The sequence below is a fragment of the Njordella aestuarii genome (genome assembly GCF_056494165.1).
Genome location: NZ_CM151397.1, coordinates 5536379 through 5559705, shown reverse-complemented (window position 1 = coordinate 5559705; position 23327 = coordinate 5536379). Strand labels below are relative to the sequence as shown.

Here is a 23327-nt window from a genome sequence, read left to right as displayed (position 1 = left end):
CAAGGATAATTGTTATGAATCCAACTACGCACGCCCACGATCACCTTACAGCGGCTACAGTCCGTGACATTCAGTCGCTGCAAATCTTTGCGCGTCATATCACCGATGGGCTCGCATTGGGACGGCATGCCTCCAAGCAAAAGGGGTTCTCGACGCAATTCAAAGAGCATCGGTTCTATGTTCCCGGAGATCAACTACGGGCATTAGATTGGAAACTGTACGGCAAGACGGACCGTCTTTACACTCGGCAATACGAAGAAGAGATCAATCTGCAATGCGTGTTGGCCGTAGATCAGAGTGATTCGATGAGCTACAGCGGTTCCCGTGCAAACGGTTTGACCAAGTACAATTACGCATGTGCGCTGGCCGCTAGCATTGCATACCTCTTACTTCGCCAGCAAGATGCCGTTGGACTAGCGTTATTAAATGCGGGCGTGACCAATTATGTTCCGCCTCGCAGTCGCCCCGGCTATCTGCAAGATATATTGCAATGCCTGACCACACCAAAACAAAACACTTCATCGCGGCTGGTCGATGCCCTTACGCAATTAGTAGACAGGCTTTCGGGAAGAACTTTAGTGTTCGTTATCTCCGATTTCCTCGACGATCCCGAGCGGATTGTTCACATACTGAAACTGATGCGGGGAGCTCGTCACGATGTTATCGCCATCCAGGTATGGGACTACGATGAAGTCAACTTTCCGTTCCAGCAACTATGTGAGTTTCAGGATCTGGAAGTATCAGGTTCAAAGCGAACCGTCGACTGCAGTCAATTAGCAACTATTTATCGTCAGAACGTTGCCAAATACCAAGATCAGTTAACGAGCGGCTGTCAGCAGCATGCCGTCGATTTGCTTCGATGCACGACAGACCAACCATGTGGCGAAGTGCTGCGAGATTTCTTGACGGTTCGAGGGCGTTCAAAATGATATTCTTGAACTCCTTGCTTCTATTCGGCGCGTTTGCAGCTTCTGTTCCGTTGCTAATTCATCTACTAAACAGGAACAAAGTGCGTGTCGTTCCATGGGCTGCTATGCAGTTCTTGAATGAACGTATTGATCAGCGGTCGCGTCGAATTCGTTGGCAACAGTGGCTATTGTTAGCCATAAGATGTGCAATCCCTCTTTTATTAGCGTTTGTTATGGCGAGGCCTGCCGTCAGCTGGCTAAGCGCCCGGCTAATGCCTAGCACACAGCCGACTTTCCTGATCGTCGATAGTAGCCCTTCAATGCTTGCGATGGAGTCGGTCAAGGCGCTTAGGGTCCCAGATAGTGATGCAAAATATGAACAGGCTGCCATGGGCTCCATCATGAAAACTCTGGAAAGCACGGGAGTTCGCGATCTGAGCCCGACGCTTATACTACCAAACGCAAGCGATTCAGGCAGTTCGCCGAATGCCTCGGCCTCTACTCTCGATTCCGACTTGGATCTACAACAATTTTTCGATTTTCCTCGCATGAGCTTGCGAACTCAACTGGAAGAACTGAAAAAAATCGTACGCGAAAACGTGGATCGTCAGATACGCTGTGTCGTCGTTACAGATTTTCAAAAGTCAATGATAGATCAGTTCAGCAGCTCTCAGCGGGCATCGCTACGGGAAGAGCTCAAACAAGCAGTTTTTCCTCCGGAGTTAGTCTTTGTTCCAAAAACACAATTGCTAATGGGCGGCGTTGAGCGAGAGAATATTTCGCTCCATTTCCAAGCAACCAGCGATAAGCTAGTAGGCTTGAACCAAATTGGGCAAGTCGATTTGCAAATTGCGAATCATGGTCGTGAGCGTGTGGACGGGCTTTCGGTACAACTGACCATCGATGGAAGGAACCATGAGAACTTGCGGGTTGATGTTGCTGCCGGAGAATCGGTGAGTCGCTCTGTGATTATCCCGCCACTTCCAGTCGGCGATCATCTGTGCCAAATTCGCATCGATCGTACTGATTCACTTGCCGCAGATAACCATGCGAATTGGGTTTTACAAGTTGTTCAGCCCGAGCCTGTCTTGATCATCCGCGGCGATACTCAACGCAGACAAGAGTCTACCGTGAGCGCCGATGGAAGTGTATACCTGCAATTCGCCATCGAACCTCCTGATTTTGGTCGCGACAATACCGACGTTGGTACGAGGTTACCGAGGTTGTTTAAAGTGCAAGGTCCCTTTCGCGCTAACGAAAACAACTCGATCGCGAATGCTTTAGAGCAACATGTACAGCATGTGATCCTTTCCAACGTGCCGCGACTGGATGAGGATCTATGGAGCAAAATAGGCGAAGCTACAGAAAATGGATCGTTGGTGGTCTTCGCTGGCCCGGACATCGACCCCAGATGGTACAACGAAGTCGTCCTGCGAAATCAAAAGACTGCTCCTGAGTCCGACGTGCTGATCGTGTCAAATGAACAGCAAAAATATAGCAGTTCCAAAATTGCAGCTCATCCCAATCTGGTCTTACCGTTCAGTCGAACAGTTGCAGGATTCTTTAACGCAACCGACGCCGTGACTGTTGCTCGTGCTTGGGAGATAAAATCGGAGAAGAACGATGGGGAAGCGACTGCGTCGATCGATCATAGATTCGAATCGATTCTATATCATGGTCAAGACGCCACCGTTGCTGCGGCATTTGAGAACGAATCGGGTGGCCGTATGCTTTTGTTGGGTTTTGATACAACTCCTGATCAATCGAGCTTACCGGTAAGCGAAGTCTTCGTGCCGCTGGTGCAAGAGACCTTACGTACTTTGATCTTTGGTTCGCAGGTCAGTCGAAATTTGGAACTTGGGGAAGCACTGCCAGTGCTCGTCAAAAGCAAGTCGGAAGAGGCGAATCACATATGGTACGAATATGCTCCAGCGGACGTTGCGTCGGAGGACAACGAAGATGACCAAACGCAACGAGTTAAAGTCCCGCAGACGGTGGCGAGTCGGCCGCTAGCGTATGCTTATGAAAGGAGTGGCGATGAGCCGAACATTTTGGTGGCTACGCAAATTCCACCCTTCGAGTCAAATTTAGATATAGCAGACACCGAGACAATTATTGGTTTCGTCAGCGAGCTTGGAGGTCGATTGCTAGAGAGCAGCGAAGCTGCCGATGCTCCTGTTGCGCCAGCAAGTGTTGCCGACGATATGAGTCGGTTCAGCGAAGTCTGGCGTTACGTCTTGGTCGCTCTCTTGATGCTGTTGTTTGCGGAGCTACTGGCGCAACAATGGCTAGCACGGAGGGCTGCGTAGTGTCGTTTGATTTTGATGGGAACGGCAACCGTTTGTGGTTATGGGTGGTAGGCCTATTGCTGACCGCCCTGGCATTTTGGTTGTATCGGCAAGAACTCCGCCGCAGAAAAATCGATAGCTGGTTGGGAAAGGCGGCGGCTGCGATGAGAGCATTGGCTGTGCTGCTTATCTTTCTGATGTTGTTGGAGCCTACTTTGCGTTTCCGCCACATCGCAGGTGAGCCCGGTCGTTTGGTGATCGCAGTTGACGACTCGCAAAGCATGGAGCGTGTCGACGAAAATGGTCGTTCTCGCTGGGACGCCGCTGCTGCTGCACTGCTTGACCCAAATCTGTTTCCACTCGCGACCTTACAAGAACGATTTGATTTGACGATCGTTCAATCTAACGGCGAGAACGAGAAGGTGCTTTGGGCTTCTACGGCCAAAACGATAAAAGAGCAATCGATTCCGACAGAGATCATTCAACCCGAATCTTATTCGTCGCAAACGGCACTGGGTGAATTTGTAAAACGGCATGTGAATGATTCAGTCCTGATGTTCACCGATGGCAATGTGACTCAAGGACGATCGTTGGTTGAAGCAGCCGAAGGACGCAGCGTATCTTCGCCTCCACTGTTTTTCGTTGAAATCGGAGATTCGCAGTCCGGTGGTGACTCCCGTATCATTTCCTTGAGTGCGCCGAGCAACGCCGACCGCAAGGATTTGCTTACCGGCGAGATGACTTACGAAGTCGAGACGGCTGAAGACGTGATACTTCAAGTAACGCTAGGCCAGGAGATTGTTTGGCGAAAGGAAATCGATAAAGAAGACTTGAAAGGCGTTAGCACAGGTACCGCTAATTTTGCCTTTCTCATGGAGCCGATTGTTGGTCGGCTGCTCGAGGATCAGTCGCGAAGAAATTTGCAAATTGAAGAACGCTCGATCGCGCTGGAGTTTGTCGCGTCTGTACAGCAATCCAAGCCGGATGTTGAGCTCCGGAATAATACTTTTAAGTTTCGAGTGTGGGTGAGCCTTATTCGAAACCGCGCAATCATGCTTGAAAGCAGGCCTCGCTGGGAGACTCGCTATATTCGCAACGCGCTGGATCGGGACCCAACTTGGGAGATTGAATCGATCGATCTGAGTTCAGACGAACGTTCAGAAAAGCTCAAGCTGGCACGCGTGTTTCAGAATGTCGATACGTTATCACAATATGACTTAGTAATATTTGGCGAGTCGCCCGCGGCTACCTTTCCTGATGCCATGCAGCAAGTCATGGAGGAATATGTTGCGGAAGCAGGTGGAGGAGTCATTTTTCTAGACGGGAGTTTTGGCTATTTTCGAGACGAAAAATGGGGCCGTTTACAGGATCTGCTTCCGGTCGAATTTGTGCGAGACGAAGACGCGTCGGCTGCTGATATTTTGGTGCAGCGTCAGGTCGCATTGACCGAGCGAGCCGCAGCCCAAAATGCTTTCCGCATAGACTCCCAGGCGACAACTTCCGACGAGCAAGCGAGTGCTTGGAGCGAACTACCACCTTTATATGTACAAGCTCTTGTAAGGCCGACAGCGACTGCGACCACACTTGCCGTTGCCCGTAGTAAAGACGATGCTCAAGAACCGCCGGTGTTTGTCGAGCAACGTGTCGGCGCAGGGATGGTGTTCTATTCCGCCACCGATCAGACTTGGAAGTGGCGATATAAACGCGCTGACGCAGTTCACCGATTGTTTTGGACGCAGATTTGCCGCCAGTATTCCCGGAAGCCATTTCTCGTGCGGACGGAAGCGATCGATCTTGACGTCGCGCCTCGTAGCTTTACACCTGACGAGGAAGTACCCATACGAGTGCGTTTGAACCAAGACAAGATTCCTGCAAGTAGCGATAGGCTCGTCTATGCGATCTTGAACTCGCATGATGCGCCGGGCGAGCGGCGATTCTTGTTGCAACCCGAAGGATCTTTACAAGGTTACTATAGAACGTCCATCGCTGGATTGTTGCCCGGCCACTACCGTTTTTCAGTTGAAACGGCGGGGATGTCGCCACTTGAACAAGAAATTGCTGCCGATATCTATGTGGAGCAAAGCAACCGAGCTGAAATCCTGAGTGGCACCCCAGATCATGTTGGCATGATGAAAGCCGCTGAACTAACTGCGGGCACATGTGTCAGGCTAAATGAAATTGGTAAACTTGTAGAACAACTAGATGCAATCGCAAGCGGGCGTGTAGTCCGAAGTAATCTAGCGTTATGGCAGTCTTACTGGATGTTCATACCACTGATTTGTTTGTTAGCCGCAGAGTGGCTCCTTCGAAAACGCGTTGGACTTATATGAGCTGGTTAAACAAAACTTTCGCAAATTCGAATAAGTCGAAATTGAGAACTGAATTCGATCTGGGGGCTGTGCCGCTAGTCAGCTTGTCGACTGAGATTCCAAAAGTCACTTTTGTAAGGCTGCGGTTAATCGCTCAGCGAATACAAAACGTATTGCTTACGCGTTCCGCATGTGCAGCTTGGATTGCATTCGCGATCGCTACGTTGATTGGAATCGTGATCGATGGCAGTTTCTCGCTCCCAATGTTCGGTCGTTGGTTGATGACATTCTCGATTTTGAGTGTGGCTATCGTAAGTTTTTGTTATGCCTACTTTCCACGTGCACGCAGGCTTGCTTCCCCAATGTGGTTAGCACGAGTAATCGAATCGAACGCTCCAGTGTTACGGAATCGATTGCTGTCGTCATTAGAGCTGGCTGCGATGCCACTACTCAGTCGATTGCGGCAGGAGCGGTCGCTTGTGTTAACGCCTCTAACGACAGGCATACGGGTCGGATCGGTTGACTTTGTTGATGCGTTACAAATGCAAGTGGCTGCTCGAATTGAAACAGTTGCGCCTAAACATATCTTACGTTGGAGCTCGATTCGAAACTGGATTTTGGCGGCTATCCTGCTTGCAATGATCTGTTCGCTGGCATTCTTCATACCTGGCATTTCATTTGGCCGGCGTGTCGGGCGTGTGCTTTTCCCGTCCGCGAATATCGGTCGCGTTGCAGCCTATGAATTAGTCATCATCACACCGGCCGATCCGTGGATCGAGGTTCGAAGTGACTTGTTTGCCGTCAAGGCGAGATCAATTGTCGGAACGCCGACGGAGTTAACACTGCAAGTGTTGACTGGCGATGAGCCTGTCAAAGAGATTGTCATGCATCCTAGTGAGCGCGAGGACAATGAATTCGTTCAGAACATTTCACTCTCTGGTGATTATGCAAAACTACGGGTTGTGGCCGAGCAATCAGAAAGCAGTTGGTATGAGCTTCGAATCGTTGACCGTCCAGTTGTTGCGCCCAAGTCGCTATTGCTACGGTTCCCGGAGTACGCACAACTTCCGCCGCTTGAGGTAACGCCATGGGATGGAACAATTGAGGCAGTGACAGGAACTACAGCAACTTTACAGTTCAGCGCCGATAAGGAACTTAGTTCGTCCCAGCTAATAGTGGAACGCGACATTGCCGCGCGATCGAGAGTGATTCAAAACGACGCTAGGAATCAGCCCGAGGTCGTTACTCTCTACCGCGGCAAGAATGGGACGCTGGATGGCGATCTTACTATCGCAAGCAACGCTTATTATTCGATCCGTGCGCAAGACGCCGACACAGGTAAAGAAACCGATCACGCTCGGAAGTATCAGATTGTAGCAATGGAGGACAAGCCGCCCATGTTGGAATGGGCCCATGACTCACCGCACAGCGCCCAGTACGTTTCATCGCAAGACATTCTGCCTTTAAAAGTAAGTTTTAGCGACGAATTTCCGCTAGCCCAAGCCGCGGTGCAGTGGCGAATCGAAAACTCGCCATGGAACGAAATTGTTCTCGATTTGCCTGAGGAACGTTCCGGAGCACTTGAGTGGATGCTCGATCCGATCAGCCTGCAAGGAGAAATGGCAGAACTGATTGAAGTCCGCTTTAACGCCACCGATCGCTTGGCTCAAACTACAACCAGCGCAATTACGCAGTGGGTTATAAGCGAGAGTTACGTATCGGCCGATCGCTGGCAAGTGCTGGAAGGACGATTGCTTTTGGCAAAAACATCGATGGAGCAAGCATCGCAGTGGAAGGGATGGGCTGACCATATCAGAACGATTTCTAACGAAAACCAGGATTTGGCAAGCCAAGCGTTGCCTAAAGTTCCTAGTGACCGTGGAACGCTCGACAAGATGCGGGCGATAGTGTTGACGTTGATTCCCGCAAGTAAAGACTTTGCCGAACAAGACGCTTTGATTGATCTTGAACATGCACTGAACGCCCTTGTGACTTTTGAAATACCACGCTACTTGAATCTCGCCAAAAATCTCCCTGCGCAATCTTCTGATGGTGCTAATCAACGCGATGAAGTTGAGCATGTCAAGAATGAAGCGAATCATCTCGCTAATCGATTCGTATCCTTAGATCGTTCGATTCGGATGCTTCTAGGAGAGGATGTGATGAATGCAGCCGGTCAAGACATGGTGAGTATTATCGAAAGCCAGTCGATTTTTGAGCAAACGCTCGGCTCCATGAACGCTGAACAGATTCAAAATCGACAAGCAGCGATTGGCGGAATCCTAGGGAGATTGCTTACGAGACTAACTAACTTTGCAACGGTATTTGATGATGGCGAAAAGACTGCCCTTCAGTCACACCTGCGAAACCTAAAGCAAATTCATTCCAGCATCTTGTTGACGACGAATCGCGGAGTACTGCAAAATAAGTCGTACTGGGATTCGGAAGAATCACGTCGTTGGATTCGGCAAAACGGAGAACGCTTTAAGCAGTACGATCGATTGTACTCGAGTGTTGGGCAGTTTTCGAACTTGCATCGTGAAAGCCGAAAAGCAACCCGCCACCAGTATGCCGCCTGGATCGACGGCATGCAAACGATTCAAGCGTTGCTTGATTCACTTCAATCTGCGAGCGATGCGTCCGAAACTCTGCTTCTAGTCGAACGATTGCAGCTTGCTACCGATGCGTTGCAAGAATCGTTGAAAGGAACGCGTGAAGCCGAATTATTGCGCACGAGCATTAATCGATACTATGTATCAGATCTAGGCAATATTCGAAGAGCTATAGAAAACATTCTTTCGGCAGGCTTTGGCGACCGTCAAGAAGTAAAGCGAGCACTGGCTGAAGTTTCCGAGGCCAGCAAAATGCTTATTCTGTCGCACCGGTTGAAGCTTGTTGGAGACATGAACGGAACATTTCTGGAAATAGAATCAAGTCCGGACTCGCCTGAAATCATTTTGCGATCGATTCAGCCAAGGAACTACGAAGAACTAATTTTTCAAGTGGAACGCACACGCGAAGGTCTGGATCTCAAGCCAATCGACGACGAGACAAAGCAACAGTTTAATGCAATGTCTTGGGGGCCGCTGGTGCAAGTCATTGGTCAAACAATCAGTCCGCGGCGGTGGTCTAAAGACACAATTCAACGCATGGCTGCATCCATGCGCGAATATGGCGAACTGCTTCAGAATACGATGCTGATGCTGGAGCCGCCTGCAGAAGAAGCCAGACGTACAATTGCGAAATATGTACCGGCGATATCGGAACTGGCAAAAGAAGCGGCGGACGCGGCTTCTAAGACAAAAGAAGCCATGTCGAAGAAAGAAACAGTACCGGATTCACTGGAGAAGCTAGAGAAGGATACTCAGAAAAAAATCGATCAGTTGAAAGAGGGGCTGCAAGACGTCGCGAATGTCCAAGATCTATTAGATGAAGAGCAAGCCGATCTGGCTCGCGATGCAGACGCTGCACTTGAGGCAATCGAAGAGGCTTCAGCGAAAGCTGCCGAGTCTATGAAGAGATCGCAAGCACCGGAGCAGCAGCAATCGGCGATGCAAGACCAGCAGTCGCTGGAGGAACTTCTGACGAAAGTTGGCGAACATTTTGAAAAAGTTGAGCAAGCAAGTGAGCAATCTGAACAACCCAACTATGGCGAATTAGCAGATGAACTTGAGGAAAGCTCACAACAGCCGGCGGACAATGTCGAAGAATACGAAGAAGCTAGTTTCTTGAGGGAAGTCGCGCTGATGACTCCAGAGGACATTCTAAGACAGTTAGAAGCAAAACTAAAGGAACGCACGGAGATGCAGGCGGATTTAAAGAAGATTAGCGAACAAACGGCAAAGCAATCCGACGCCACCATCCAAAGCCTGGCACAAAAACAACGTGAACTGCAGCGAGAATTGGAACAGTCGGACGCATTGATTAGAGCGGCAAAACAAGCTGCCGTTGATCGGATGCAACAAGTGGCAAGGCATGCGAGCAAGCTTGGTGACCAGGAGATGTCTTGGATTCAGCAATCGGCCAGTAGAGCTCAACTAGCAGAATCGCAAGAGAGCATAAACAAAGTCCGCAACGAAGTTCGCTCTGCAGCTCAACAGATCTATCAATTATCTTCTGACGATGCGGTAGCCGACATCGCAGACAAAGTCGCCTCGATTCAGGAGAAGCTACAGACCGTTCTTAAAAATTTCGAAGATGAAACGGGCAAAATACAGAGCGCTGAAGATAAACTGCCTGCACAGGAGCCGCGTCAGTTAAGCAACTTGCAACGTGAAGCTACCGATTGGCAAAAGCGGTTTCGTCGCGACAAAGAAAACTGGTTAAAGGGAGAAACGAATCATCGCACCAACCATGAACGAAACCTTCAGCGGCAAGTCGAAAATGAACAGAAATCGCTAGACCGTTCGCTAGAAAAATTGGAACAGCAACGTAACCGCTTTGAACAATCAAAAAAAGAGGCTCACGATTATCATCAACTGCAAAATGCAGAAAATCAGGTCGCCATTGATCAAACGGAGCTTGATGGTGTACGACTTCGAGCAGCGGCGGCAAGTGAGATGCTAAACGACGTAGAGCGAATGTCAGAGCAACTGCAGAGCCTTGAGACGTCAGAGCTGAGTGCGAATGATCGACACTTAGAGTTAGCAAAGCAGCTAAGTCAGGAAACAGTTGATGAGGTCAGAACTTTAGTTGCAGAAGCAAGCCGAATAGACGAGCAGTTGAACGCTCTGCAGGCTCCTTTGACGCAACGCAATAGCGCTGAATTGGTTGCGATGAAAGAACAAGCGATGATCAACGACCTTGTACGCACAGGAAAAGATTTCGCACGTGTTGGTCGTCATTCAGCGCGACTTGAGCAAGAAGGGATGAGTGAGAAGCTAGAGGAGCTGAAGACTGCTGCAGAGAAAGTCGCGCAAGGTGCTATGAAAGAAGTCGTCGATGGCTTAACACAAAATCTCAAACAGAGTGATCCGAACGTCCTACCTCCGGCACGGCTTACGGAACAAGCAAGCGAAGCAGTAACGAAGAGCCTCGCCAAGTCCGAAGATTTCCTCAAACAAATCGAGGCACGAAGTGAAACTACGCTCGAGGCCTTAAGCAATGCAACTCCGAGGGCTCGTGCAGAGCCGACGGAAGCTTCTTCAGGAAAGGCCCCTTCCTTTAGCGACTATCTCACCGACTCCGAAATGGCGAGGTTGCTCGATGATCTGGACCGAGTCATTTTTGATTCAGAAAAAGCAAACGAGGAGGAGTCAAAAGAACAAGGTCAGCAAAACCAATCAAACTCGGGGCAAAGCTCGGGTTCATCACAAAGTTCTGGGAAACAAGGCTCTAGTCAATCAGCATCGAACGGCCAAAGAGATTCGCAGGGAGCACAAAAGGGAAAAGAGGCAATGCAGTCTTCTGCCGACAAACTTGCAGACATGCTCGCGCAGAAACGTACCAAACCTGAGCCCCCAAAATCGGGCCAGTCTTCCGCAAACGCCGCCAGTCGCCAGAAGTCAGCGCAGTCAACAGGTACTTCAACTGCGTCGGCTGCAGGGGATATTGAATCTAAGTATTCGGCCGGCGGGAGTATTGAAGTTCCTGAACAGAGTGAGGGCGAAGGAGATGCGAAAGACGACTGGGCAAAACTGCGGGAGAGTCAGCTTGAGGATGTATCGTCTGAGAGGCGAGCAGATCGGAACTCACCGCATCAAGAGAGTATCGATGCATATTTCCGAGCATTGTCCAGATTGCGAGTATCGCCATGATGGAACTTAAGAAATTGTGGGAATACCTTTCGGCGTGGCTGCTTATTTGCACTATGACAACCGCGTGTTGGGCTGCGCCACCGTCGGGGGATGTGGAAGCTTCGATTCAACGGGGGATTTCATTTTTGCTTACGCACCAGCGGCCTGACGGTGCGATTGCGGATAGAGCCAACGAGTCGGCGATGACTGCATTATCGATCATGGCGATGGCTTCAACTGGAATAATGCCAACAGACCCTTCGCCTGAAGGAGAAGCAATACGCAAGGCACTGGATTACATGCTGTTGGATGCGAGGCACAATGAAGAGGGATATTTTGGACAGGGAGACGGTTCAAGGATGTACGGTCATGGAATCATAACTTTGATGTTGACCGAGATGAGTGGGATGGGGGTCAATCCGGAACAAGATTCAGTTTTGCGAGATAAGTGTCAGCGTGGTATCGATTTGATACTTGCAGCTCAGAAGATGCCGAAATCGGGCGACTACCAAGGCGGCTGGCGATACGCCCCGAACAGCCATGATTCCGATCTTTCGGTAAGCGTCTGGCAGCTGCTTGCGCTCCGGTCTGCTGCAAACGACCAGTTTGATGTACCTCCCGAGGCAATCAGTCAAGCGGTTGCGTACCTCGACCGATCTTATACAGGGCAACGTGATGATAATGGATTACCCAAACAGGATAAGGCTGGGTTTGGTTATATGCCAGGTGACGGGAATCCTTCGTTTGCTATGACTGCTGCAGGAACTTTGGCGATGCAGATATGCGGAAACTACGAATCACCGTTGCTGAATACGTCTGAAAAATGGCTGTTAGATAATCCGCCGAAGGCGAACGATCGCTTCTTCTATTATGGGATTTATTATTATGCTCAAGCGTTGCATCAACGCGGGGAAAGCGTCGCTGAAAAAGCAGAGCAGCAAGTCAAGAATGTTCTCTTACCCATTCAGAAAGAAAATGGACGCTGGGAACCAAGCAATGGAGAAGAGAACAGCGCGGGGCATGTCTACGCAACAGCGATGGCTATCCTGAGTCTTTCAGTGCGATATCATTACTTGCCGATATATCAACGATAACAAGCGACTGTGCCCTTAAGTTTCAAGACTTGAGTTGTTGTGGCAGAAGAATGAAGGCAAGAGAATAGAGCAAGAATTCATTCTTCTGCCTTCATTCTTTTGCCAACTGATCTCCGGCGCAGTTTCGCGACTATGGATTGCCGGAGTGGGCGTGGATCACTAACTGGCACTAATCATGATTAATGCGATATTAAGCGGCGGCTGACGAGATTGCATCAGACACAATCGCGACCGCTTCTGTGTTGGTGTCGCGGGTTACTTCGTTATAGCTCAACACTCGCAAATCTGGTAAATGCTCTGCTGTAATCTGGCGCAAGGCAGCGCGGATTTTCGGACTGACCAGAACGATTCGCTGTCGACCGAGTTGTTCCAAACGAGTTAGTGCTTTGGCAATTTGGTTGTTAGTTTGTGTCACCGCCGCTGGCGACATTCGTATAAACATTCCGCGGTCGCTATGTTCAACGCCAGCCGCAATGCGGTCTTCCATGGCTGGATCGAGTGTCACTACGTTCAGCACACCATTTTTGTCGCGATATCGATGCGAGATGGTGCGAGCAAGCCGGTGACGCACATACTCGGTCAAGAAGATCGGATCCTTAATGCGCGTAGCGTAATCCCCCAGCGTTTCAAGGATCGCGCCGAGTTGCCGGATCGGCACGTCTTCGCGTAGCAAGTTTTGAAGCACCTGTTGCACTTCAGATAGTTTGAGTACTGCTGGGATCAACTCTTCGACGACGGTCGGTGAGCTCTTCTTTAGCTGTTCGATGAGTTGTTTCGTGACATCTCGTGTCAGTAGCTCTTCCGCATGCCGACGTGCAACTTCTTGAATGTGAGTCGCCAGAACTGCGCCGGATTCAACGACGCGGTAGCCATAGATCTCAGCTTGTTGCCGTTTAGTGGGCTCAATCCAGAAAGCACGTTTACCAAAGGCTGGCTCGGTCGTTTCTTCCCCGGCAATGATCCCTGTGGTTGAACCGGTGTCGATGGCCAGCAACCTATCGGGACGAAGATAGCCGGTAGCCACTTGGTTTCCGGACATCAAGACCTCGTACTCAAACTGCGGTAAGGTCATTTTGTCTTTAATGCGGACCATGGGGAGCAAAATGCCCATCTCAGTCGCCAACGTAGCACGCACGGTAGAGATGCGTTTCATCAGATCTCCACCTCGGTTGGTATCGGCTAGTACGATCAGGCGCGCTCCTAGTTCCAGACGGATCGGATCGACATCCAGGTACTCTTCCACTTTCTTTTCCTGGACAGGCTTGGGCGCCGAATCAACGGCTGCTTTATCAGCGACGGCTTTGGCCGCTTTAACCTTCGCGTTCTTTTGCATGACTACTGCCAAGCCAATGCACCCAGCGCCCATGGTAAGGAGCGGTAGGGTTGGAAGCTGAGTGGTCATCAATAACAAAAGGAAACCACCCGAGACGATCAATGCGCGTGGGTGGGCGAACGTTTGTGAAAGAAGATCGTTCGAGAGATTGCTTTGCTGCGTACTGCGGGTTGCGAGAAGAGCGGCGGCTAGGGAGATCAATAAAGAAGGAATTTGACTAACGAGCCCGTCTCCAATCGTTAGTTTAGAGTAGACTTCGCCTGCCTCGGTTAGTGTCATGCCACTATACTTGGTGCCAATGTAAAGTCCGCCAATAATGTTGATCATCGTAATGATGATTCCCGCAATCGCATCTCCACGAACAAATTTGCCAGCACCATCCATAGCCCCGTAAAAGTCAGCTTGGCGGGTGACCTCTTCGCGACGCTGTTGAGCTTCTTTCTCGTTGATCGATCCAGCCGCCAAGTCAGCGTCAATCGCCATTTGGCGACCAGGCATACCGTCTAAAGCGAAACGTGCGGCTACTTCACCTATGCGAGTCGCACCTTTGGTAATCACCACAAAGTTGATAATGAAGATAATGATGAACAGGATGATGCCGACTTCCAATCGGTCGCCGGAAACAAATTCACCGAACGCTCGAACGACTTCACCAGCTCCGCCCAAGTCATCGCCGCTGTTTTGCGTTAGAATCAGCCGCGTCGTGGCGATATTGAGTACCAGTCGGCCCAACGTCGTCGCAACCAGCAACGAAGGGAAAATGTTGAAGTCGAGCGGCGTCGAAATCGAAATGGTTGTCAGCAGAATAACGACAGAGATCGCAATGTTGAATGACAACGCGATGTCCATCAAGAAAGGCGGTAGGGGGATGAGGATGACTAATAGACACCCAATGATCCCAATTGGAAACAAAAGCTCGCGAAATCGGAAAAGCGTCTGTAGTCCGGTGAACATATAAGCTGAAAACCAATAAGAAAGCAAAATAGCCGCCGTCGCTTTTTAGCGAGTTTTGCTGATTGAAGTCCAGATGGAACAACGCGCCAAATCGACACTTGAGTTTGCAAGTCGTCCGTCTAGAATCGAAATCTTTCAATCCTAAGCCTTTCTGATTGCATGCAAACCAAAAACAAGTTTCCTTGGTACGCACCCCTCTTCTGGCACGGAATGCCCTCGAGAGTTTGGTGGCCGTTGCTGAAAAGCCATGACTGGTCGTTCGACTGGAAACGCTTGCATTTTGTCACTTCCGTATCGCTTACAACACTCTTTACCGATCCTGCAGCAGCTTGCCAGCATTTGCTGTTTGGCAAAGCGATCGAGACCACGAAGTTAGTGGGGCCACCAGTCTTCATCTTAGGCCACTGGCGGAGCGGTACGACCTTACTGCACGAGCTGTTGCATCTGGATGACCGATTTGCTTCTCCCAATACTTACCAATGTTTTGCCCCGTGGCATTTTTTATTGACCGAAGGATTGATGACTAGGTTTGGCAACTTTCTAGTTCCCAAACGGCGGCCGATGGACAATATGAAAGCTGGCTGGAAACTGCCGCAGGAAGACGAGTTTGCATTGATGGCTCTAGGGGCAGAATCGTCGTACACGCGAATTGCATTTCCACGATATCCAGTCAGTATTGATACACTAGCAACTGGGACCTTTCCGCCTGACAAGTTAGAATCTTGGAAGCGAAATTTCGAATGGTTGCTTAAAGCGCTTACCTACCGCTTGCAGAAAACACTTATCTTAAAGAGTCCACCACATACTGGACGGCTTGGCCTGTTGTCCCAAATGTACCCTGATGCGAAGTTCGTTCATATCTCGCGAAATCCAATGTCAATGATTCCGTCGACGATCAAACTTTGGAAATCACTGGACCATGTTCAAGGCTTGCAAGCTTATGAGGATGACGCTTCCGTAGAGGACTATGTGTTCAACTGTTTCGAGCGAATGTATGAGGGTTATAACGAAGCGCGACCTACTTTGCCCGCTGATCGGCTGATCGAGATCGAATACGAAACGCTGATTGCCGACCCGGTTGCGAGCGTTGAAAAGATATACGACAGTCTGGGGCTTGGTCAGTTCGAGTCGGTTCGTCAGAAAGTGCATGATCGCATGGATGTCGATCGAGACTACCAAACCAACGTTTGGAAATGTGAGAGCTCGCTAGAAGAGAAGATTAAAACTCGTTGCAAGCAATATTGTGATCAGTACGCCTACGCATCAAGTTAGGTCATTATGACGCCTACATTCCCGGCATCTTCTTGCCTTTGACTTCGTAGACATACTTGAGTATTTCAGCCACGGCCGAATATTCGGAAACAGGAATAGCTTGACCAACTTTTACGGCTTTGAATAATGCTCGCGCAAGTGGTTTACGTTCAACGATCGGGATTTCATTTTCCAGAGCAAGGCGACGGATCCGAGCAGCGATTAGATCTGCACCTTTTGCGATCACGATCGGTGCTTTCATGGTCAGCGGATCATACTGAATTGCGACGGCTAGTTCTGTAGGGTTAGTCACGACAACGTCGGCTTTCACAACATCGGACTGTAAACGTTGCGTTGATAGCTGACGCTGGACGCGTCGCCGTCTGGCCTTAATATGAGGATCGCCTTGCGTGTTCTTGGCTTCTTCTCGAATTTCTTCGTCAGTCATGCGCAGATCTTGCTCATGCTTCCATTTTTGGAAACCAAAGTCAAGGACTGCAAGAATTACAAGAGCAACCGCAGTTCGCCGAATCATCGCAAAGACGGTTGACCAAACAAATTTTGATACGTCTTCGATGCTCATGCTGCCGGTTTGCATGATCGTGTCCCATTCCATGACTACTCCACCGACAAGGAGTAGTCCCACGAGCGTGACTTTGATGAGACCAAAACCCAGTCGGGTTGAATTCGTAAGAGAGAAGAGTCGTTTGAAGCCTGCAATTGGGTCAATTCGCTGAAAATCGAAAGATAGCTTATTCGGTAACCACACAAGCCCAGTCTGAGATACGTTTACGATCAGAGCCGTAAGGAACAGCAAGCCGGTGATCGGGGCTAGCGCAAGCATGCAACGGTAAGTCACACCTACAAACTCACGTAAATGCGTATTCACATCGTGATTTCGATACGCGGTACTGGTGAGTTGGTCTGCGATGACCTCTGAGAGAACCGTTATCAAGTTTGGGCCAAAGATGTTTAATGTATAAACGGCAGCGAGCAATAGAGTTGCAGACGCAAGGTCCTGACTCTTGGCGATATTTCCTTCCTCCCTAGCCTTCTCGCGACGGTAGGGAGTAGCCTCATGTTTCTTATCACCACCCGAATCAGCCATCGTCTAAGGTGACTCCTCCGGGCGAAAATCATTTGATGCAGAACCTACGATCAAGACCGCTCGGGTCTCTTCGATCCAAGTCGCGATCTCGCGCTGGAATATCCAACCGACTGTTCCAATCGACGCCATCAGTACCCAGGTCATGACAATAACGTTGATGTTGAATCCAATCGCCATAATATTTAATTGAGGCAAGGTGCGTCCGAGCAATGCTGTTGTTAGGTTGGCAAGGATGAGCGCAATGGCAGCGGGCGCAGCGGCTCGCAAACCGATAGCTGCAGCGTGATGCAACATTCGATGGGTATGCATAAGCCATGACTCCTCAAGAAGAACACCCCCAGCTGGGTAGTATTGAAAAGTCTCGATACAACACTGGAGCATTTCCCGATGGCCGCCGACAAATAAGAATATTGCCATCGCCAACCACGAAAAGATCTGGGCAATGACGGAACTTGATTCGTTCGTTGTTGGATCTGCCGTTTCTGCCATTTCCATACTCGCAAGCGACGCAATGATCTGAGCTCCCATTTGCAAGCCCGTAATGATCAAAATTACGCTCCCTCCGAGCATCATGCCGAGGATCAGTTCTTTGGCAATTTGAATTGCCAGCATGGGCAACGCCGATGGAAGTGGAAGGGCATTCTCTAGCGCTAATGGTGTTAGACTGGCGGCGATACTGATGGCGATCAGCGCGCGAACTTGCATTGGTACCGAACTTCCCCGAATCGGTGGCATGAGAGCGAGAAGCGGTCCGATACGCGACAGAACACAGAGAAAGGTCCACAGAAGAGGGTAGAGCAATTCAATTTGTCGGCTTACCTGCATCTGTTCCTCTTTCGAACCAAGTAGTATGGCGTACTATTTCTGTCCGGCTACAAGCGCAGGAATTTGAAGGAACAAGTTTTGACAATAGGAAACAAGTTGACCTGTCATCCATGGCAAGCACACAACGCCTAACAGACCAATGGCGACAAGTTTTGGGACCGTGCTGACCGTTTGGTCTTGGATCTGGGTCAATGCCTGAACTAGCGAGATAAGCAACCCCACAAACATTCCGATAAACAGCAATGGTGATCCAATGATCAGCGCCGTCAGGAGGGCGGAGCGAACTAAATCGATGGCGTCTTGAGTCTGCATGAGGTTGTCAGTTCATTTCATTCGCATGAGGCAACTGAAGAGAGTCGTATCAGCTACCGTAGGTACCGAAACTATCGATAAGCATGTGGACGACGAGGTTCCAACCGTCCACTAACACAAACAGTAGCAACTTGAATGGAGTTGAGATAATCGCGGGCGGTAGCATCATCATACCCATCGAAATTGTGATCGATGCGATGACAATATCTAAAATTAGAAACGGCAAGTAGATAGCAAAACCCATGATAAATGCGGTCTTCAATTCACTGAGCATGTACGCTGGTAGTAAGACTTGGAGCGGCACTTGATCAAAATTCTCGGGCATCGCGCCATCAGGCTTGTACTTCGAATAGAACAATCGAACGTCGTCGTAGTTTTCGGCCATTGCAATTTGATTTGCCATAAAGCGACGTACTGGGATAATTCCGTTGTCCCACGCTTCTTCAACAGACATAGTGGAATTCGGTGCGGTGTATGGCTTAATTGCGTTGTCGTAGACTTCCATCCAGACGGGGGCCATCACAAACAATGTAATGAACAAAGATATTGACGTAATGACTTGGCTGGGCGGAAGCTGCGGCGATCCAATGGCTTGCCTTAACAGTCCAAAGACAACAATGATTCTGACGTAACAAGTTGTCATCAGCAGGATCGCCGGTGCGAGCGATAGGACGGTCAGCAACAGAAGGATTTGCAAGGATCCCGACAGTCCCTTGGGGCTTAGCCAATGCTCTGGACCTGCCAGCAAACCATTCGGATCAGTTGTATCGGAGCCTACAGAATCCTTGAGCCGCTGATTTTCCGCCACGACATCAGCGAGACGTTCGATCAACGTTGTCGTTGGATCGGAGTTTGAAACTGCTGGACCTTGCGCGTGCACATAACTGCTTCTCGAAGCAAGCAACAGGAAAAAGCAACACAAAATGCAACGTTTGACGTTGGACGAGGTAAGGCGTTGGTTTAAGTTGGTCGTCATTTTGTTACCCTTAGACCGCTTCCCTTTTCACTTGCTGCCGAAGTCTGCTCGAGACTGACCTTGTGTTAAGCGTGTCCCTCTTTGAGCCCTCGGCGCCGATGACCTGATTTAAGACACTCTTAAAGCTGGCCGTAATACTGCTCTGGGATTGTTGTTCACAAAGTCCGCAGATGCGGTCAACTTCTTCTTGGGAATCTATCTCGCAAAGCGTTTGCACATTTCCGATCTCATGCGAAACCAGCAGGAGCTTGTTTGCAAATCTGACAACGAGTACTTGTTGTCGCGGAGCGTAACTAGAACGTCCAAGAACTTGAAACACGTCCTTTGGCAGATTGGATTGAGTTGGCTGCCATTTCTTGCGTGTTGCCATGATGAGAACAGCAAAAATCCCAATAACAATCATCAGCGCAAAAACGGTCGTGACTAGTGATTGCCACATTCCCTTCGGTGCTGCCGAGTGCTGTCCGGTTGTCGAGTCGGCGGGTGGAATCGCAATCGATGCGGCTGTGCGTCCAGATTTTTGAGAAATGGGATGCGGGGCAGCGGTTCCGTTGGACACAGGCTGAAGGCTTGCTGTGAAGCTGGCTTGTTGAACTGGCGCATCAACGACTGCGGCCACGTTGGATCGCGGAACTTGCGTCTGTGCAGTTGGGGGCTGCCAATTTGCTGGCGGTGGTGCGCTGTACTGTTTTTCTGTGGTGTTGTTGACGCTAACGCCAGCTGGTCTAGACACTAAAGGACTGCGAGCATTGTCGGACTGCGAGTACGTTCCGGGAGGCGGGAGCGAGAAATCGTCTTGAGCCTTGGACGGATTTTCAGACGGCAGCAGGATGCAAATCGCAATGAAGCATGTAAGCAAGCGATTGCAATTGATGGTTTCAGTGATATGCCGCATTTGTCGGCCTCCATGCCAACTTTCCAATGGATTTTTCAGTCGGATCAGTCTGCGATTTGATCGCTACCAATCAATTGAGCAACGCGGACGCAGAAGTTGTCATTGAGTACCAGCACTTCACCCCGAGCCACAAGTCTTCCGTTGACGTAGATATCAACAGGGTCGCCAGCAAGCTTGTCGAGCGTCACAACCGATCCTCGACGAAGTTTGAGTATCTCATCGAGATGCATTTGAGTACGCCCAAGCTCGATCTTCATTTCAAGATTTACATCTCGAAGTAGATCCATGGAGACCTTTTCGGGCGGTCCCCCATCCCCTATCAATTCTTCTAAATGATAGGGCTGCGCTTTCGGTGTTTGCAGTGCCGCTTCGACATCTTTGAGCGCGGCTTCCGCTTGGTCCAGAAGTTCGTCAGCATCCATGCCAGTCTTTCCTGCTAATCCTCAATTACTTGGTAATCCTGAAACCCCACGCTTAACAGGATTGCCTCTTCTAACAATTCGGTACTTGTCGCCAATATTCGCCGCTGAATCAACCCCAGTTGGTTTTCGTTCAGCTCGTCGAGCGACGAATTCCGTATTTCCAAATGCAAGCGATGACGAAATCTGCCTTCGCGTTCAGTAAAAAGAGCTTTCATCTTGTCCAAGTCTTTAGCTTGCAAAGTCCCGAAGAGTTGGAACTCGACGCGAAACTGGCGATCGCTTCCGGAAGGTGTGAACGTAATTCCGTGCGAGCCCAAATCGAACTCGACAATTCGTTCACCGCTGTTTTCTTCGTGGCTATCAAGTAGGTGCTTTACTTCGGCTTGATGGATCAGCCGAGTTTCCGCCAGCGCCGCGACTTCCTCGCCGCTTGGCACCATAAAGAAGAAGACGGCGGTTTCAGCCATAATGACGAACCCAACAAACCCTACCAAGGCTAACTTGCCCATGATGGACTTTTTTGGCGCGGCGGCGTCACCGTGGCTCGCAGGTGTTTCTGCAGGTGCGACTGGCTTTGGTTCTTCTGTTTTCTTTGCGGACACAACTTCAACCTTTCACAACTCCGTCGCTGAAATGCGACCTCGATTTTTGACCAAAGAACTCTAGGTCTGCGAATCCGAAGATGTGAAATGCAAGCGCTCAGGTTATTTCCCGAAGCTTAGAAAGCTTGATGGTTGTACCGTTTTTGACGGTTACGAGAGAAGTTTAGCCTTTTTAGCGATAGCCGTTGAGCTTCGAAATCCCGCCACCAACAACACCACCAAGAATGGGCGCAACGATATAGACAGTAAGCCAAGAGAGGTCGTCCAGCATTGGCCATGCGACAGTTCCCCAGCCGGCAAAGTACGCAAATAGTCGTGGGCCAAAGTCTCGTGCTGGATTGAAGCATGCTTGCGTCAATGGCCCAATGACGCTTATCAAACAACTGACGGTGAGCCCTATCCAGATAGGTTCAAAGCCAGCGAGGGGCTTTCCGGAATTTTTGGGGGCTGTCAGTGAGAATATGGCAAAAACCAAAACGGCGGTGCCAAAGAACTCGGCAACAAACGCTTGTGAATGGCTAACACGAGTTCGCAGTTCATCGAGCTGCGATTGCTCGAAAGGCGTTTTGCTGCTGGCGATGCTTCCAGGAGCCGGATAGTACTCTCCATAGCACATCGCAGTTGCGATACTACCTGGCTCACCGCGCCGCACCTGTAAGTGCTCTTCTTTCGCAATGATCCAACCCTGGAAAATAAAGAATAGAAAAGCTCCTGCGCAAAATCCGCCAGCAACCTGCGCTAGAATGTAGGGGACGACCAAAACCTTAGGAAAGTCGCGAAATACCGCCAGTGCGATTGTTACCGCAGGGTTCATATGTGCTCCGCTCGCAGCACCAAAACAGTAGATCGAAATCGCAATTGCCATCCCCCAGACGATGGCAATTTGCCAAACACCTGATTGCGCATCTGTGAGTACAGCGGCGTGGACAGCGCCCAGGCCAAAGAAGAGAAAGATGAAGGTCGCTAAGAATTCAGAGAAACATCGGCGCGGCGGTGACAAGTGGTAATTCTCTTCTGCCATTTTAAATACCGACTGTAAATCTACTGTTGAAAATCGCGTTAAAGCTACTCGAATTCATACTCATCTGAAATCGATTGTTGAGTTCCTTGAGGATCGTCGCGCATTTGTACATAGCTCTCGTAACGCCGCACATCTAGCCGATAGTCGGCGACTGCGTCCTTAACAGCACAATCTTTCTCGTGCACATGAGTGCAATCGGGAAAGCGGCAGCGTGACGCTAATGGGCGTATATCACGAAAGAGTCCAGACAGTTCCTCGACGATAATATCCCATAACTGGAACTGGCGGACACCCGGGGTATCAATCATCGCTCCGCCACACTGTAGCGGAAAAATTTGAGCGGTAGTTGTGGTGTGTCGGCCTTTTTGGTTCTCGCTGCTGACTGTTTGCACGCGTTGCAAAAGGCCAGGTTCGATCGCGTTCAAGATAGACGACTTACCGACACCGCTTTGACCGATCACCACGGTATATTTATCGCGCATCAGCCGACGCAACATATCGATATTCCAGTGCTTGGCAGCACTTAGCAGCAGAATTCGATATCCCATTTGAGCGTAGGTGCCAGCTAACGCTTGCAGTGAAGCTGGATCGATCAAGTCGCATTTGTTAATACAAATGCAGGCTTCAACGTGGCTATGTTCGGCTGTTGCAAGTAGCCGATCAATCAGGTTTGGCTTGATGCCAGGTTCAGCGGCGCTAGTCACGATAAGCAGTTGGTCAACGTTGGCAGCGATCACATGGCGTTTTTCCCGACTCGTTCGAGCAAGCTCGCTTCGCCGGGGTTCGATGCGTAAGATCCAGCCCTGCTCTTTTCCTTCCGGGCGGAAGTGAACGTGGTCACCTGCAACGACGACGTGCCGTTGGTCGGTGGCCATGCTTTTTAGAAGTCGCCGTACAGCGCAGCGGAATTCGCGACCATCGTCGCAGCGAACGATCGATTCCAACCCGTGGACGCGGAGCACAAGACCTCGCAAGACTCCAGCTTCGTCGACTCCCAACTGCGGAGTGTCTGAATTCTCAGGATCGCCCTGACTGCCTTCGACGGTGATAGTTCTCCGTCGCGTCCACTGCCCCTTACCGCTTACCCGCTGACGATTCTGCGTATCGATGTCGTCTGATTGCGCCGAGTCGCGGTAACGCTTGGTCAGATCTGCTTCATCTCGCGTTCGAGACTCATACTTTTTGCGAAACTCGACGCGTATCTGTCGCTTCTTTTTAGCCACAACAAAACATTGCCATTGAAAGTTGCTTAATTTTTGTGACCACGAAGCGTGATAACGTTTCGGAAGCGAAT

The 23327-nt window shown here is 50.0% G+C and carries 16 protein-coding genes; 6 read left to right on the top strand and 10 right to left on the bottom strand.

The genetic code is table 11. The features are described from left to right. The first annotated feature begins 14 nt into the window (after positions 1 to 14). The 5 genes from SH451x_RS21770 to SH451x_RS21750 are packed head-to-tail and all read left to right on the top strand — an operon-like array spanning position 15 to position 12334. Positions 15 to 929, top strand: coding sequence for a DUF58 domain-containing protein (locus SH451x_RS21770; RefSeq protein WP_479359260.1), 915 nt, complete (start codon positions 15 to 17; stop codon positions 927 to 929). Further along, the gene (locus tag SH451x_RS21765; protein ID WP_479359259.1) at positions 860 to 3217 is read left to right on the top strand and encodes a BatA domain-containing protein; all 2358 of its coding nucleotides are present in this window, start codon (positions 860 to 862) and stop codon (positions 3215 to 3217) included. Before SH451x_RS21770 ends, SH451x_RS21765 begins: the two co-directional genes overlap by 70 nt. Next, on the top strand, positions 3217 to 5526 hold the full coding sequence (locus SH451x_RS21760; protein WP_479359258.1) for a hypothetical protein: 2310 nt from the start codon (positions 3217 to 3219) through the stop codon (positions 5524 to 5526). The genes SH451x_RS21765 and SH451x_RS21760 overlap by 1 nt, the downstream gene beginning before the upstream one ends. Positions 5527 to 5567: 41 nt before the next feature. Further along, on the top strand, positions 5568 to 11261 hold the full coding sequence (locus tag SH451x_RS21755; RefSeq protein ID WP_479359257.1) for a coiled-coil domain-containing protein: 5694 nt from the start codon (positions 5568 to 5570) through the stop codon (positions 11259 to 11261). Continuing rightward, a complete protein-coding gene (locus SH451x_RS21750; RefSeq protein ID WP_479359256.1) occupies positions 11258 to 12334 on the top strand; it encodes a prenyltransferase/squalene oxidase repeat-containing protein in 1077 nt (358 codons plus the stop codon). Before SH451x_RS21755 ends, SH451x_RS21750 begins: the two co-directional genes overlap by 4 nt. Before the next feature lie 190 nt (positions 12335 to 12524). On the opposite strand, the gene flhA is transcribed toward SH451x_RS21750, so the two are convergent. After that, positions 12525 to 14621: a flagellar biosynthesis protein FlhA gene (flhA, locus tag SH451x_RS21745; RefSeq protein ID WP_479359255.1), complete on the bottom strand. Its 2097-nt coding sequence runs from the start codon at positions 14619 to 14621 to the stop codon at positions 12525 to 12527. Between the two features lie 159 nt (positions 14622 to 14780). On the opposite strand from flhA, the gene SH451x_RS21740 reads away from it, so the two are divergent. Further along, complete coding sequence (locus tag SH451x_RS21740; protein ID WP_479359254.1) at positions 14781 to 15893, top strand: sulfotransferase family protein; 1113 nt, start codon at positions 14781 to 14783, stop codon at positions 15891 to 15893. A gap of 13 nt (positions 15894 to 15906) precedes the next feature. Here SH451x_RS21740 and SH451x_RS21735 read toward each other — a convergent pair whose 3' ends face one another. The 9 genes from SH451x_RS21735 to rsgA form a co-directional block, all read right to left on the bottom strand. Next, positions 15907 to 16980 carry an EscU/YscU/HrcU family type III secretion system export apparatus switch protein gene (locus SH451x_RS21735; RefSeq protein ID WP_479359252.1) on the bottom strand — a complete coding sequence of 358 codons (1074 nt, stop codon included), beginning with the start codon at positions 16978 to 16980 and terminating at the stop codon, positions 15907 to 15909. Positions 16981 to 16983: 3 nt separating this feature from the next. Then, positions 16984 to 17805: a flagellar biosynthetic protein FliR gene (locus tag SH451x_RS21730; RefSeq protein WP_479359251.1), complete on the bottom strand. Its 822-nt coding sequence runs from the start codon at positions 17803 to 17805 to the stop codon at positions 16984 to 16986. Between the two features lie 33 nt (positions 17806 to 17838). Next, complete coding sequence (locus tag SH451x_RS21725; RefSeq protein ID WP_479359250.1) at positions 17839 to 18117, bottom strand: flagellar biosynthetic protein FliQ; 279 nt, start codon at positions 18115 to 18117, stop codon at positions 17839 to 17841. 49 nt (positions 18118 to 18166) lie between these two features. Next, positions 18167 to 19093: a flagellar type III secretion system pore protein FliP gene (gene fliP, locus SH451x_RS21720; RefSeq protein ID WP_479359249.1), complete on the bottom strand. Its 927-nt coding sequence runs from the start codon at positions 19091 to 19093 to the stop codon at positions 18167 to 18169. A gap of 10 nt (positions 19094 to 19103) precedes the next feature. Continuing rightward, complete coding sequence (locus SH451x_RS21715) at positions 19104 to 19988, bottom strand: FliO/MopB family protein (RefSeq protein WP_479359248.1); 885 nt, start codon at positions 19986 to 19988, stop codon at positions 19104 to 19106. Between the two features lie 44 nt (positions 19989 to 20032). After that, on the bottom strand, positions 20033 to 20410 hold the full coding sequence (gene fliN, locus SH451x_RS21710) for a flagellar motor switch protein FliN (RefSeq protein WP_479359246.1): 378 nt from the start codon (positions 20408 to 20410) through the stop codon (positions 20033 to 20035). A 14-nt stretch (positions 20411 to 20424) separates the two neighbouring features. Beyond that, positions 20425 to 21012: a dihydrolipoamide acetyltransferase gene (locus tag SH451x_RS21705; protein ID WP_479359245.1), complete on the bottom strand. Its 588-nt coding sequence runs from the start codon at positions 21010 to 21012 to the stop codon at positions 20425 to 20427. A gap of 172 nt (positions 21013 to 21184) precedes the next feature. Next, on the bottom strand, positions 21185 to 22033 hold the full coding sequence (locus SH451x_RS21700; protein WP_479359244.1) for an MIP/aquaporin family protein: 849 nt from the start codon (positions 22031 to 22033) through the stop codon (positions 21185 to 21187). A gap of 44 nt (positions 22034 to 22077) precedes the next feature. After that, positions 22078 to 23256, bottom strand: a complete 1179-nt coding sequence (rsgA, locus tag SH451x_RS21695) for a ribosome small subunit-dependent GTPase A (RefSeq protein WP_479359243.1) — start codon at positions 23254 to 23256, stop codon at positions 22078 to 22080. Positions 23257 to 23327: the final 71 nt, after the last annotated feature.